Annotated in this window: 11 protein-coding genes; 10 read left to right on the forward strand and 1 reads right to left on the reverse strand. The window is 42.8% G+C overall.

Translation table 11 applies throughout. The features are described from left to right. The first annotated feature begins 88 nt into the window (after positions 1-88). The 3 genes from BW980_RS19170 to BW980_RS19180 all read left to right on the forward strand — a co-directional run bounded on the left by BW980_RS19170 (position 89) and on the right by BW980_RS19180 (position 6,021). Positions 89-3,499 carry a TIM-barrel domain-containing protein gene (locus BW980_RS19170; protein ID WP_076456773.1) on the forward strand — a complete coding sequence of 1,137 codons (3,411 nt, stop codon included), beginning with the start codon at positions 89-91 and terminating at the stop codon, positions 3,497-3,499. Between the two features lie 62 nt (positions 3,500-3,561). Further along, on the forward strand, positions 3,562-4,950 hold the full coding sequence (locus BW980_RS19175; RefSeq protein WP_076456774.1) for a sugar porter family MFS transporter: 1,389 nt from the start codon (positions 3,562-3,564) through the stop codon (positions 4,948-4,950). A gap of 135 nt (positions 4,951-5,085) precedes the next feature. Beyond that, positions 5,086-6,021, forward strand: a complete 936-nt coding sequence (locus BW980_RS19180) for an aldose 1-epimerase (RefSeq protein WP_076456775.1) — start codon at positions 5,086-5,088, stop codon at positions 6,019-6,021. Between the two features lie 67 nt (positions 6,022-6,088). On the opposite strand, the gene BW980_RS19185 is transcribed toward BW980_RS19180, so the two are convergent. After that, entirely contained in the window at positions 6,089-6,964 is an 876-nt protein-coding gene (locus BW980_RS19185) for an AraC family transcriptional regulator (protein ID WP_076456776.1), read from the reverse strand. 141 nt (positions 6,965-7,105) lie between these two features. Here BW980_RS19185 and BW980_RS19190 point away from each other — a divergent pair, with 141 nt between their 5' ends. From BW980_RS19190 to BW980_RS19220, 7 genes are all read left to right on the forward strand, one after another. Continuing rightward, entirely contained in the window at positions 7,106-7,801 is a 696-nt protein-coding gene (locus BW980_RS19190) for an RraA family protein (protein ID WP_076456777.1), read from the forward strand. A 43-nt stretch (positions 7,802-7,844) separates the two neighbouring features. Then, positions 7,845-9,005 carry a mandelate racemase/muconate lactonizing enzyme family protein gene (locus BW980_RS19195; protein WP_076456778.1) on the forward strand — a complete coding sequence of 387 codons (1,161 nt, stop codon included), beginning with the start codon at positions 7,845-7,847 and terminating at the stop codon, positions 9,003-9,005. Between the two features lie 18 nt (positions 9,006-9,023). Further along, positions 9,024-9,911 carry an SMP-30/gluconolactonase/LRE family protein gene (locus tag BW980_RS19200; protein ID WP_076456779.1) on the forward strand — a complete coding sequence of 296 codons (888 nt, stop codon included), beginning with the start codon at positions 9,024-9,026 and terminating at the stop codon, positions 9,909-9,911. 12 nt (positions 9,912-9,923) lie between these two features. Next, positions 9,924-10,712, forward strand: coding sequence for an SDR family NAD(P)-dependent oxidoreductase (locus tag BW980_RS19205; protein ID WP_076456780.1), 789 nt, complete (start codon positions 9,924-9,926; stop codon positions 10,710-10,712). Between the two features lie 47 nt (positions 10,713-10,759). After that, a complete protein-coding gene (locus BW980_RS19210; RefSeq protein WP_083690548.1) occupies positions 10,760-12,643 on the forward strand; it encodes a glycoside hydrolase family 97 protein in 1,884 nt (627 codons plus the stop codon). Positions 12,644-12,690: 47 nt separating this feature from the next. Beyond that, positions 12,691-13,242, forward strand: a complete 552-nt coding sequence (locus BW980_RS19215) for an RNA polymerase sigma factor (RefSeq protein ID WP_175609926.1) — start codon at positions 12,691-12,693, stop codon at positions 13,240-13,242. Between the two features lie 65 nt (positions 13,243-13,307). Further along, positions 13,308-15,206: a glycoside hydrolase family 97 protein gene (locus tag BW980_RS19220; protein WP_076456783.1), complete on the forward strand. Its 1,899-nt coding sequence runs from the start codon at positions 13,308-13,310 to the stop codon at positions 15,204-15,206. Positions 15,207-15,427 lie beyond the last annotated feature (221 nt).

Consider the following 15,427-nt stretch of genomic DNA (forward strand, 5'->3'; position numbering starts at 1 on the left):
TTGATTATAAAGCAATACAGTGATAAGTAGAGCCTTTACCGATAATTTTTTTAGTATCATCTAATATTTCTTAAACGATTCCTGGAACATGAATAAACGTAGTACAATACTTCTTTTTGCTTTTTTAACGGCTTTTTTTCAAAGTCTTGCCCAAGAAGCCCTGGGTAGGGTAATCTCATACGGGCAAACCGACCAAGCCCTTGTTTTTGAGTGCGCCGATGGAAAAAAGGCAAAGCTCAGTATTCTTTCAAGTGATATGATAAGGGTTCAGATTTCCACGGATGGTTTATTTAAAACCTCTGCGATGGAACAATTGGGTTTTGTCAAAAACGATTTTTTGAACGAAGCCTTTGAGGTAAACGAAAATCCCGATAGTTATACCATTGCCACTTCCAAAATAAACATTAAAGTAGAAAAGAAGGCTTTTCGTATTGAGGTAACCGACAAAGAGGGACGCCTTATCCTTCGTGAAAATAAACGCTTGGGAGCACAAACGGGTGATGGAAATATCTTGAATTTCGATATGCCCGCCGATGAACATTTTTTTGGTTTTGGGTTTATGCGAAGCACCTTGGATGCTCGAGGTAAAAAATTGACCTTTAAGAGGGAATATCGATGGAAGGGAGCGACTGTGCCTTATTTTATGAGTACGCGTGGCTATGCTTTCTATTCTAACAATGTTCATAATCAACACTTTGATTTCACGAATAAAACCGATGCGGAATGCTGTGATTATTACAGCATATCTTCCAATGGGGGGCTCATTGATTATTATATAATATATGGCCCCGATTTTCCAAATTTGCTCGATCGATATACCGAATTGACGGGCAAAACCCAAATGGTGCCGCGTTGGGCGTTTGGGCTACAGTATCGTTTGAGATATTACGGCAATAGTGAAGATTTTATAAATGTGGCCAAAGAGTTTCGGGCCAAGGAAATTCCAGCTGATATTATGGCCCTTGAGCCTGGATGGGAAGAAGTAGCCTATTCTATGGATTGGAAATGGAGTAAAAAACGCTTTCCGAATCCAGAACATATGATAAAGGAGTTGGCTGATATGGGTTTTAAGTTAGATTTATGGGAATCAGGCGTTGCACCTATTGAAAACGTTACAGATCCGAAAGTGCGAAAAAAGTGGTTCGCGAAACGAAAGAACATTATAAATTCTGGTGTAAAGATGTTCAAACAAGATGACCCCTATCCCAGAAGTATTTTGAGTTCAGAACTGTTAAGTCCCATTTTAGCCAAAAATCAAATTAAAGATGTATTGATGAATGGCGAAGAACTCAATAATGTAGCCAACTCACTTTATAGCGAAACCCTTTTTGACGAGTATCGAAAGTTAACGGGCGAAAGGGCTATCGTTATGTTTCATGCCTATAATGCATCGGTGGCCTCCCATCGTTGGCCCTTTCAATGGGCCGGAGATTTTCAGGCCTCCAATGGTATGCTAAATGCAAGTCTTTCAGGTCACGCCATGGTGAGCTATGATATAAGAAATCCGTATGCTGCGGGGTGGCATCAGGGCTTTTTTACACCGTTTTCGGTGGTTGATAGTTGGGCCTATTACCGTGAACCTTGGCTATATTCGGAATCTATAGAAAACAGCCATCGCCTATACGCCTGTTTACGTTCCCGTTTGGTGCCCTACTTCTATTCGTCTTTATGGCAATCGCATAAGACGGCACTTCCTATAGAACGTCCGATGGTTCTGAACTATACAAAAGACCCCAACACCTTTAATATGGCATCGCAATTTATGGTGGGCGATTGGTTCTTACTGGCGCTAAGTGATTGGGATGACGCCCCCGATGGCGAAAAGATTGATTTCTGGACAGGGTCCCAAAAAGGTAATTATGGAAGTGCTTACCTTCCCGAAGGTAAATGGGTCGATTATTGGTCTGGCGAGGTGCACCAAATTGAAGAAGCGAAATACGTTGACGGTGAATGGCCGGAATATATGGGGGGATTATTATACGTAAAGGCCGGTGCCATTATTCCTATGGGGCAGGTAAATAACTATATAGGGGAGACGGAAGACGAAATAATAGTCTTGGATGTGTATCCGTACAAGAAATCCTCCTATGAATTATATGAAGATGACGGTATTTCCTATGACTATGAAAAAGGAAAACACGCGTTGACCAAAATTACTTCAGAGGAAGGGGAAAACACGGTTGAAATAAATATATCGAGACGAGAAGGAAGTTATAAAAACATGCCTTCAAAACGCAGTTATGTGATCAAGACACATACGTTGACCCAACCGAAGAGTATACAGGTCGATGGGCAAGAATTGATGTTTTTCGCAAATGGCGACGACCTAAAATATAACGATTCGAATAATGGATGGTACTTCGACACCAAGGCCAAAAAAGCTATCATTAAATTAGATAAGGGATGGAAGTTCGATTTACAAACCGAAGGTATTGATCCGTTGGCAACAATACCACCGACAGCTAAGTATGAGCGAATTCTTTGGAAAGCCGATGCGCAAACCACAGAAAGGGCAAGAAACATTAAAATTGAGTTTCCATCGAAACCTATACCTCTATTGAAGTCAAATATATCGGCCTTGCCTGCGGACAGTTTTAGCAAGGCGGAAATAGCAATGCATTTTCAAAATGCAAAACAAGCTGTCGGAACTATTGGTGTTTCTTTAGAAGGTCCGATTGCCTTTGGTGATGGCTCTAAGGAGCTTCAAATTGATGTTGTGGATAGAAGGGCGAACTTTTCCATAATATCTGGGGATAGTCCTGGAATAGGAAAAATAACGGTGAAAGGTAATGGTATAGAAACGGTTTTACATAAAATTCCGGTTTATGGGAAGCCGGTAAGCTTACAAATGTCGGTTAAAAACACGGTATTGGTCGCCGATGGAGAGAACGAACAGGAGTTCTTGGGCCAAGTATATGATGCGAATGGTGTAAGGGTGCTGAACGTAGCATCACCTTTAATCATAGACATTGAAGGGGAGGCCTTGAGCGACAACGGCATGAAAAAAGACAGTATCGCCTTCGAAAACGGGAATGCATTGTTTCATATTAACTCGACCTATAAAACAGGTGAGATCAAAGTAAAGGCCTCATTTAAAAACATTCGAGGGAATACCATTATTACGAAATCAGAAAAGGGGGAGATGCAAGTCCGGATGAATCCTCCAGAAAAGGTGAAATTAGATTCAGATGGAGGGTGGATTCCCGATAATGTAACGGTATTCTTGAATTTTAAGGCAGGAGGACAACTGATCAAGAACAGCAATAAGAAGGTCACGCTGAATGTTTACGATAAAAACGGTACATTACTCGATACGTATTCGCAAAAGGCAAAAAAAGGCGAGGTGATATTTAAGGACATATCATATTACAAAAGACCGGCACAATGTCTGTTTGAAATAAAGTGTGAAGGTTATGAAACGGTAAGGAAGAAAGTATTTGAAAATACTTGGGATGTAGACCCCTCAACTTACAAAAATGGAAAGCGAATAAAACGTTGAGTTGATTTTCTTTTTGATCGTAGCCATATTGATTATGAATACTAATCTTGTTAAAATAGAGCATGCAGCACAAATTCAATTTTAGATATATCTTTTTTATATCGATTACTTCGGCAATGGGAGGCCTTCTTTTTGGTTATGACTGGGTGGTTATAGGTGGGGCCAAACCATTTTACGAACGTTTTTTTGAGATCGCCGACCTTCCTTCTTTACAAGGATGGGCCATGAGCAGTGCCCTGATCGGATGTATTGTTGGGGCCGCCTTTGCAGGTAAAATAACCGAGCGTTTCGGCCGAAAGAAACCATTGGGGCTGGCCGCTTTTTTGTTTGTAGTTTCCGCTTTTGGTACAGGTTGGTTCAATGATTTTAATGTATTCATCGTTTTTAGGATCCTTGGGGGACTTGGTATTGGTCTGGCGTCTACCATTTCACCAATGTACATTGCCGAAGTATCCCCGTCGATTTACAGGGGGAGATTGGTATCCTTGAATCAATTGGCCATCGTGGTCGGAATTTTAGCGGCTCAGATTATCAATTATGCAATAGCTGAACCTGTTGTGCCAAACGCTACAAACACCCAAATACTTGAATCTTGGAACGGTCAGATGGGATGGCGATGGATGTTTTGGGCGGAATTGGTACCTGCGGGACTGTTCTTTATCTTGATTTTTGCCATTCCTGAAAGTCCTAGATGGCTGTCGAAAAATTCACAAAAGGAACTTTCCCTGAAAATACTATCGAACATAGGTGGCGAAGATTATGCCCGACAGACCCAATCGGAAATAAACGAAAACCTTACAGGTGCTGAAAGTAAGGTGAGCTTATCCCAATTGTTCAATGGGAAAAACAAAAAACTTGTGATTACCGGTGTCGTACTGGCCTTTTTGCAACAATGGTGCGGTATCAACGTCATCTTTAATTATGCGGAAGAAATTTTTACCAGTGCGGGATATGGGGTAAGCGATGCCCTTTTCAATATTATTCTAACTGGAATTGTGAATTTGATTTTTACGTTAATAGCAATGCGGGTCATTGATCGATGGGGGAGACGAAACCTATGGCTGTTAGGTTCTGTTGGGCTGGGGCTATTGTATGTTTGTATAGGTCTATTCTACTTTTTTTCTTTAAAGGGTTTTGTTTTAGTAGTATTGGTAGTAATTGCAATTGCCATATATGCATTGACACTGGCACCTGTCTTTTGGGTATTGATATCCGAAATTTTTCCGAACCGTATAAGGGGGGCAGCTATGTCATTGACAACTACAGGACTGTGGGTAGCTTGTTTTTTGTTAACGTACAGCTTTCCAATATTGAATAAAGCAATGGGGGCGTATGGTACTTTTTGGTTATTTTCTGGCATTTGTGTTTTGTGTTTTCTGTTTGTAAAGTATAGAATTCCTGAAACAAAGAACAAGACCCTAGAGGAAATCGAAAAAATATTCGATGCATAACGACATAAAGACCGGCTTCTTGTAAGTCTTGATATCAGGGCAACTATATATAGAAATAATACCGATTTCTCGTTTGTTTCCCTACATAAAAAAGAGGGGATTATACAAAAAACGGCACGTCGTAATTGAACCAAGGTGGCGCATAGAAAAAACGATATAAGAAGAACCCGAATCGATGGTCATACTATTTTGAAATGCATCGATAGTGAAACGGAAAATTCATTTTCGCTAATACCCGATTATGGGGGAAGCCTTAATTCTTTTGTTTGCAAGGGCGAAGAAGTACTCTTGGGGGCACGTAATGAAAAGGAATTTCAAGATTTTACCGTAAACAGCTATGCCGGGGCACAGTTGTTTCCTTTCCCTAACAGGATCAAAGGAGGGAACTATACTTTTAACGGCGAAGAATTTTCATTGCCACTTAATGATCATCCCTATAAAAATGCCCTTCACGGTTTAATTTATAATCGCCCGTTCAAGCTTGTTGATATAGGGGCAAGTCATGGTCAGGTCAAATTGGAATACCGATATCGACACGACCATAGGGGCTACCCTTTTGATCTATTGTTGTCCAATACCTATAGGCTTTCCGGTAATACGCTTTCAATCTATACGGTAATTGAAAACCTAGGTAGTGATACGGCCCCGGTGGGACATGGGTGGCATCCCTATTTTATGGCACCTGAAAAGGCCGATGTCTATAGCTTGGAAATGGGACAACAAGGATATTACGTCATTGATCATGATTTGGTTCCGACAGGTGAATTGGTAGATACCTTTGGTGCTTCCGATTTGAAGCCTATAGGAGCTACTGAACTAAATCATTGTTTTGTTTTGGAAAAAGGGAATGCTTCAAAAGTAAAACTGATAAATTCAGTAAAGGGCAGGGAGATAGAAATTAGCACAAAGGGATATCCGTATATGCAAGTGTATATTCCTCCTCATCGAAACAGTATAGCCTTGGAACCCTGCACTTGTATCCCTGACGCGTTTAACAATCATGTTGGATGCCGTTATTTGAAGCCTAGCGAGGTATGGGAGTTACAATTTGATATCACCGTCAAAGCTTAGGGAAGACACAAAAATAACCATACTTTGAGTTAATGGTCAATGCCCAATAACCAAAGCCCATATCGATTTAATCTGAATTGAAGTTATATTGGTTTCTGTAAAGGGTAGGGGTTTTTCCTGTGATCGTTTTAAACGAGCGACTAAAATAGGTGAAACTGTCAAACCCGCATTCATAGCAGATTTGACTGGTCGACAGGTCATTGCTCTGTAAAAGCTTGCAGGCATATCCGATTCTCGCTTCCTTGACAAATTGGGAAAATGTTTTTCGGGTCTTCTTTTTAAAGAATCTACAGAATGCACTCTTGGAAAGGTTTAGCAGCTTTGCCGCCTCGTCCAAATCTATTTTTTCGGTCAAATGTTCCATAACGTACTCGTACACCTTGTCCAGTCTTTCGTCGTTTCCTTTATTGAACGATTTGACAAAACCTGAAGTGGCCAAGACCTGGTGTTCGGTATTCGTTGCAATATCGTTCAGCACCTCAAAGAACAACATCAGCTTTTCAAAACCTTGAACATGGGTCAATTTCTCAATTTTTGCACCGATTTCCGTTCGGGTGGGGCCATCTATGCGAATACCGTATTTTGCCTTTTTCAGCAGGTCGTCTATAGCTTTTATGCCTTCGAGGGTCAAAAACCGGCTTCCCCAAATTTCAGGGTCAAAATGGATGATTATTGCCGAAACATGATTGCCCGAAGTATTCTCGTAATAGGGGGCGTCGTTCTGCCAAAGGTGGGGTAGATTAGGCCCGATCAAGACCAAGTCGCCGGCCGAGAATTGATCGATATGATCACCGATAAACCGCCTTCCCTTACTTTTTAATATTAGGGTGAGTTCAATTTCACTGTGAAAGTGCCATGAATTGTAAAAATGGGGCAATTCGTCCTTTCTAATTTCGAAAGCCTTATTTGAGGGCAATGTGATTTTCTGTGAAATGGCCTTCATAATCGTTTATATTGTCAGAATTTAACCTCGTTTTTTATAAAAATGTAAATATAGTGTATTTTATTGTGAATAATGTGTAGGTGTGGAGTGCTCCTGTGCATTAGCTTTGAGTTTCTAACCTATGCTTAAAATAAAGAGTATATGAATGTACTTGATCTGACGGATGAAGAATTGTTCGCGGCGGCGCGAAAAGAATTATTTACGGCCGTAGTAGGCGATGCTATGGATAAGATGAAGCTGTACCATCAGTTTTTACCGGCCCGAATACAGCCGCTTAAATCTGACATGTTATTAATAGGACGGGCCATGACCGTACTCGAAGCCGATACTTTTGAGGAAACCCCGACTTTCACGAACAATCCTATTCTGAAAAAACCTTTCGGACTTATGCTCGAGGCTTTGGATGACTTAAAAAAAGATGAGGTCTATATATGTACGGGAGCCTCTGACCACTATGCCTTGATCGGGGAAATTATGATGACCCGGGCCCAAAAACTCGGTGCTGCCGGTGCCGTGGTCAATGGCTATTCAAGGGATACCCATGGAATGCTGGATCTAGACATGCCTATTTTTTCCTATGGAAATTATGCGCAAGACCAAGGGCCTAGGGGCAGGGTAATCGATTTTCGGGTACCTATAGAAATAGAAGGGGTGCGAATCGAACCCGGAGACATCGTGGTAGGAGATGTAGATGGGGTTTGTGTTGTACCCAAAAAACATGAAAAGGAAGTTTTTGAACGTGCCTTTGAAAAAGCAAGGGGCGAACGAAAAGTGTTGAAAGCGGTACAGGACGGAATGAGCGCCGTAGATGCATGGAATACATATGGCATCATGTAGCCTTAAACGATGGAAACGAAATAAATAATTCGAATATAGTATAATGAAAATAACCGAAGTAAAAGTTTGGCTGGTAGAAGGGGTAAAGTATAACTGGACACTATTAAAGATATATACCGATACCGGGCATACCGGTGTTGGTGAAGCAACGAACTGGCCCGGTAGCCAGATTGTGGAAGCCGCTACCCGAGAACTTGGGGAGCGAATTATAGGATTGGATCCCATGCGTACCGATTTTATATGGACAAAACTTTATCGTGATTTAAATTGGGTCGGACCTTATGGCGCCAGTATGTGCGCTATAAGTGGTATTGATATGGCCCTTTTAGATCTTAAGGCCAAGGTGTTGGGCGTTCCCATGTACGATCTGTTAGGCGGCCAGTACCGAACGCAAATCCCGCTATACGCCAATTATTGGTTCATAGGAGGGGGGCATAATACCGAAGATTACGTGCAACAAGCCAAAAAAGTAAAGGAGGCCGGTTTTAGCGGATTGAAATTTGATCCCTTTGCGCATACCAATTATTTTTACGGGGATGACCTTGCTACAGAGCTTTCCCTTACCAAAACACAACAAGATCTGGCCTTCAATATCAGTAAGGCCGTTCGTGAGGCCATCGGTCCGGATATGGACATGATGATCGAAACGCATGCCATGTTGAATTTTAAGGTGGCCGTGGCCATGGCCGAACGATTTGCCGCCTTGGATATCGCTTGGTTTGAAGAACCAGCCGGACCGGAAAGTACGAAGACCCTTAGGGCCTTTAGGGAGCGCATCGACCCTAAGGTTTCTATCTGTGTTGGGGAAAGACACTATACGCGCCATGGAATACGCGATGTTCTGGAGAGCTATGTGGCCGATATTATCATGCCCGATATAACGAGGTGCGGTGGGCCTAGTGAAATGAAACGTATGGCTACAATGGCGGAAGCCTATAATGTTTTGGTGGCTCCGCACAACCCCAATGGACCATTGTCTACATTGGCAAGTTCACATGTTTGTGCTTCTATTCCCAACTTCTTTAGGCAAGAGTTTATTTTTAATGATGTGCCCTGGAGAGATGAGGTAATAAGCCACCCCCTGAATATTCAAGAGGGTAAACTGGTAATTTCGGATAGACCGGGATTAGGGGTGGACCTCATTGAGAGCGAAATGGAAAAACACCCTGGAATACGAAAACACAAGGAAGGGTATTACATTTAATAAAAATACTAAGGATATATGGTCAAAACGGTTCTAAATACTACGGCAACACTGGGTGAAGGTGTTTTTTGGCATCCCAAGGAGAATAAAGTCTATTGGGTAGATATCTATGGCAAGGAAATACATGCTACCGATCCAAAGACCGGAAGCAACCAGACTTATAAGCTTCCCGAGTATGTGGGCACTATTGCGCCCATTCGTTCAGGAGGATTGCTGGTAGCCTTAGAAAATGGTGTAGTGGTACTGGATACCGAGACAGGCGGGTTTTCCTCCGTTTTAGAACTCGAAAAAGATAAAACCGATAATAGGTTTAACGACGGCAAGTGTGACCCAAAAGGCCGCTTTTGGCTAGGAAGCATGTGTCGCCAAGGTCTAAACGCAACGGGGGCTTTATACAGTATTGAGGCAGACATGGGCTATGTAAAAAGAGCCGAACATATTACGGTGTCAAACGGTATTACTTGGAGCTTGGATCATAAGACCATGTACTATATAGACTCGCCGACAAGAAAAGTGGTCGCTTATTCCTACGATGTGGAAACAGGAACAATATCCAATCCGATAAAAGTGATCGACATCCCTGACGAATTTGGTTTCCCCGATGGAATGACCATTGATAACGAGGGAATGGTATGGATTGCGCTGTGGGGCGGAAGCGCGGTATCCCGATGGAACCCCGATACGGGAGAGCTTATCCAAAAGATAATGGTACCGGCCCCACATGTAACATCATGTGCTTTTGGAGGTGATGATCAATGCAAACTTTTTATCACGACGGCAAGAGAAGGACTTACTGAAGCACAGTTGGCCGAATACCCATTAAGTGGGAGCCTTTTTAACATTGACCTTCCTGTCGGAGGTCCGGAGGTCTTCTTTTTTAATGAATCAATAGACCCTAATCATTAATAATATATCGATATGCTGAACATAGACTTAAAGAATAAGGTTGTACTGGTCACAGGGGTGACCAGTGGTATAGGGGCTGGAATAGCCGCCATATTTTCCCAAGCCGGCTGTGTCGTCTCAGGTTGTGGAAGAAGGGAAGAATCCCATGCCGATGTACAAAGCTTCCACGGTAAAGGGGCCGAATACCAGAGGGCTACCCTGTATACCCAAGCCGATGTCACCAACGATGATGATCTAAAAAACCTAGTGGACCGTACCGTAGATAAATTTGGGAAAATCGATTTTTTGATTTCCAATGCAGGGGCGAATTCCTTTCAGGGCAGTAAGGAATGTAGCGATGGGGATTTTGATAAAAACCTGAACCTGAATTTGAGATCGCATTGGAAAATAAGCCAATTATGTGAACCCCATTTGAGCAAGAGCGATAATGGAACCATAATTATTATCACCTCAAACCATGCTTTTTCCACCATACCGGGGTGTTTTCCATACAACATCGCCAAAACGGCATTAAGGGGACTGGTACAGTCCTTGGCCATTGAATGGGGCCCAGAGATAAGGGCCGTGGGCATAGCTCCGGGATTTATAGAGACTGCGGGAACACAAACTTGGTTCGACTCTTTTCCCGACCCAGGGGCGGAACGCGAGAGCACCAATGCCCTTCACCCTAGCGGAAGGATCGGAACGCCCGATGAGGTCGGCGCCTTTTGCGCTTTCTTATGTAGTGCATACGGAAAATTCATGAACGGAACCACATACCTAATGGACGGGGGAAGGTCCGCATTAATGCAAGATACCTGAGCACTTTAAGGCAAAGGCATATATAAAAATAAAAAACAACGATTGTTATGAATGGAAGATTTCTTTTAATGGGCACTTTCCTCTTTGCACTACTGGTTATCGGTGGGTGTGGAGCAGTGAAAAAAACGGATATACCGAAATCTTTTTCCCCTGATGGAAACATTGAGGTTTTTTTGAAACTTGACGAGGGGAGCGGGGCATTACGCTTTTCCGCCAGATTGTTCGACAATACGGTTTTGGAGGCCTCGCCCCTAGGAATTGTCTTGGCCGATGACGAACATCGTTTTTCCGATCAACTAGAGTTTGTCCAGCATGAACGTAAGCTTATTGATGAGCGCTATGTGATGGTAACGGGTAAACGGAAAGAAAGGAGAAACTACTGTACTGAATCGCGATACACCTTTAAAAATGCCAAGAACGAATCCTTTACGATTGTATTCAGGCTTTTTAACGAAGGCATTTCATTTCGATATGAACTGGAAAACAAAAAGGAGACAAGTGTAGCCAAAGAAATGTCCGCCTTCAATTTTAAAGGCTTGAAAGCATTATGGTCTATCGATTACCAGTCTGGGGACGAGAATATTTTTGAAAAGAAAACGGGTACCCAAACCGTACAGAGCAAAGCCTTGTCCTTCCCTGTTTTGGTAGAATCAAATTCTGGTAATTGGATGCTGGCCTCCGAATCGGATGTCTCCAATTTTCCCTTGGCAGGGGCTATGTTCAACAATGATCAATTGAATCTGATATATCCGGGAGGTAAGAAAGGTGAAAATGTAGTCGGGGCGAATTTTAAATCGCCTTGGCGCATATTGATGATGGGCAAGGAACTTAGTGTCATCGCCCAAAATTCTATGGTGGACCATTTGGCCCGGCCATCGGCTATCTCCGATATTTCATGGGTCGAAGCGGGCGTCACTTCATTTCCTTGGTGGGGTGATAATCTCGCCAATAGTTCCCCGGAAACCTTAAAAAAGTACATCGACCTTTCGGCAACCATGGGTTGGGGGTATATAGAATTCGATGTCCCCCTTATTAATTCACCGGCCCATGCCATTGATGACTGGAAAACGACCCCTTGGGTAAAAGATATAGTAGATTATGGTCTCGGGAAAGGTGTAAAGTGCTACGGCTGGGATGAATTTAAAAATTTAGATACCCCGGAAAAAAGAAAGGATATTTTCGGAAGGTACAATCAGTTGGGTATTGTCGGGTGTAAAGTCGATTTTATCAATGACTATTCGCAAAAGGCAAGAAGGATTTTGGAAGAGATCATCAAGGATGCGGCGAGATATAAGCTCATGTTAAGTTTTCACGGCGCCCAGGCGCCCAGAGGTTTTGCCCGTACCTATCCCCATATTATGAGTTATGAGGCCGTAAAAGGTTCTGAATACTACCTAAGTATCAATGGGGCCAAGGGATTGACACCCTACCACAACGCTACCTTGCCGTTTACGAGAAACGTACTCGGTAGCATGGATTATACCCCAGTGGCATTTTCAACTCCTTTAAGAACGACTACAATGGCCCATGAATTGGCACTTTCGGTAGTTTTTGAATCAGGTTGGCAAGGCATGTGCGATATCCCCGAGGCCTATCTTGACTCACCGGGAAGGAAGTTTCTAGAGAATTTACCCGCGGCCTGGGACGAAACGAAATTGTTGGCGGGCTACCCAGGGGAGTACTGCGTTATGGCACGAAGAAAGGGAGATGATTGGTATATAGGCGGAATAAGCGCCGTGGGAAAACGGGAATTCTCTGTAGACCTTTCTGAAATAGTTTCAGGCCCTAAAGAGGTCATTATCTATCAAGATGCCCCTGATGAAGACCAGCTGAAACTTGAAAAAAAGCAATTGACGGAAAAAGGGAACCTTAAGGTGGCCTTAAAGAAAAATGGAGGTTTTACACTTGTGCTAGAAGGAAGGGGGCATTAGTGTAGGCTATAGGTAAGAGTGTCTGTACGAAGCAAAAATAAAATATGATGGAAGAAAAGGATAAAGTTCTGGTAGTGAATTTGAAAACGGGCGATATAAAAGCTTATGAGGCACTATATGAAAAATATAGGAATCGACTCTATCACTTTGCATTTGGATATTTAAAATCACACGTGGAAGCGGAAGGTTTGGTTCAAGATGTCTTTGTCAAAATATGGAAAAAGAAAGCTGACCTCAAGCCGGAATGCTCCTTTAAGTCCTACATCTTTACTATAGGGTTCAACCTGATTAAAAAGACATTTATAAAACGAACGGCCCGCAAAAACTATATAGACTCGGAAGTTGACCGTGAAACTGTTGACTATTCTACTTTGGACTCGGTCGATTACACTTTTTTATTGGACAACCTCATGGGGGTTGTTGCCCAAATTCCGGAACGAAGAAGGGAAACTTTTACCAAGAGTCGGTTCGATGGTCTGTCGGTAAAGGAAATTGCACAAGAAATGGAAGTCAGTCCTAAAACGGTAGAGAATCAGATTACGCTCGCATTAAAATTTATAAAATCAAATTTGGCGGTTGAAAATAACCAAGTGAATTAACCCTGGCCCTATCTGATTTGCGAATACCAAACTCATCTAACAGCAAAACAAATATTATCTAGACTATGAACACCAAAAAACTACTTCGTCCCCTTTTATTGATTTTAACCCTGGGCTTCATTTCGTGCTCGAATTCCGAAATCAAGGTAGAGAGTCCTGATGGAAACTATAAATTGGTTTTTCACCTTAATGAAAAGTCCGAAGCCATTTACCATGTAGATTATAAGGGCATTGGCATTATTGAAGCATCTAAGCTAGGTTTGGGTATAGATGGCCTGCCAACGGAAGGCTTGAAAGCGACTTTAATCAAAACCAAAATGCAAAATGCTACTTGGAAACCTCCCTATGGTACCAAGACCGAATATCCTGAAAAGTACTCGGAAGCCTTGGTCAAAATAGCGACGGATTCTGGAGAACCCGTTTACAACCTTCGCTTTCGCGCCTATGATGAAGGCGTCGCACTTCGATATGAATTTCCTGAAAATAAGGATAAGGTCACTATTGAAAAGGAACTAACGGAATTTTCGGTAAAGCAGGGAGCTATCGCTTATACCACACGGGTTTCCCAGGGCGTGATCAAAAAAACTCCTGTTGACGAAATAAAGGAGTCTATGGAGCGTCCTTTATTGATCAACCTATCGGACTCCCTGTACGTGGCCATTGGCGAAGCGGCGCAAATCAATTATTCGCGAATGAAACTCAATTCTTATGGAAGTCATACGCTACAAGCCGATATAGAGGGAGAAGTGACTTTTGACAACCCTTTTGTTTCCCCATGGCGTTTTGTAATGGCAGGTAAAACTGCGGGAGAAATCTTAGAGAACAATTATTTGGTTTTGAACTTGAACGAACCTAATAAAATTGCCGATACCTCATGGATGAAACCGGGCAAGGTCATCAGGGACCTTACCTTGACTACCGAAGGGGGAAAGGCCTATATCGATTTTGCGGTAAAACACAATATCCAATATGTGATAGAAAGTGCCGGGTGGTATGGTAATGAATTTACAAAAGAAGCTGATGCTTCCACCGTTACCGTCGATCCTGAAAGATCAACAGGACCGCTTGATATGCAGGAGGTCATTCACTATGGTAAAGAACAGGGTGTAGATATTATGGTATACGTCAACCGTAACCAATTGGAAAAACAACTGGATGATATTCTGCCCCTATATCGCAGTTGGGGCATTAAGGGTATAAAGTACGGTTTCGTGAGAACCGGTGACCAGTACTGGACCAATTGGATGCACGAGGCCGTTCGAAAGGCCGCGGATCACGAAATGGTATTGAGTATTCACGACGACTACCGTCCGGTAGGGTATTCGAGAACGTATCCCAACCTTATGACCATGGAAGGGATTCGGGGAGATGAAGAGAGTCCCTCGAACGAACAGACCCTAATGACCATGTTTACCCGTATGATTGCCGGGGCCGGAGACAATACCGTCTGTTATTTTGCCCCAAGGGTTACCGAAAAAATGGGTTCCCATGCGTCACAATTGGCAAAAACCGTGTGCCTATATAGCCCCTTGTTATGGTTGTATTGGTATGACCGACCGGAAACCGCAACTTTGGATAGTGGCGGTGCAGGGGGGGCAAAATCCATCATTAAGGAAGTGCCCGAACTGGAGTTTTTTGATAACGTACCGACCGTTTGGGACGATATCAAAGTGCTTCACTCAGAAGTAGGGGAATTGGGCACTATTGCCAGAAAAAGTAAGAACGACTGGTTCATAGGAACAATAAACGGTCAGTCTGCAAAAGACGTAAGCCTTCCCTTGGATTTTCTCGACGATGATACGGCCTATATCGCTACGGTCTATTACGATGACCCTTCGGTCGATACCGAGACCAAGGTAGGTATAGAGCGATTGGAGGTCAACAATACCTCCACTATCCAAAGAAAGGTAGCCGGCAATAATGGAATGGCAATTCATATTACCTACAAGACAGGCGCCAAATAATTTTTGAATTTACTTAGACCGATCGAAGGACCTTAAAATCTCTTGATCGATGTGACTTAAACAGCGGAGTTTCCCGTTCCGCTGTCAGGCCACCCTTGGCCTTAACCTCATGGACTTGAGTCTCTAAAAAAGCTTAGAAATAGTCATAGGGCAGGCCGGTATATGTCCATTCTTGACAGGGCTTTCGACCAGCTAACACATAAATGGGTTTATAGAACGGT

Source organism: Zobellia uliginosa, assembly GCF_900156625.1.
Lineage (GTDB): Bacteria > Bacteroidota > Bacteroidia > Flavobacteriales > Flavobacteriaceae > Zobellia > Zobellia uliginosa.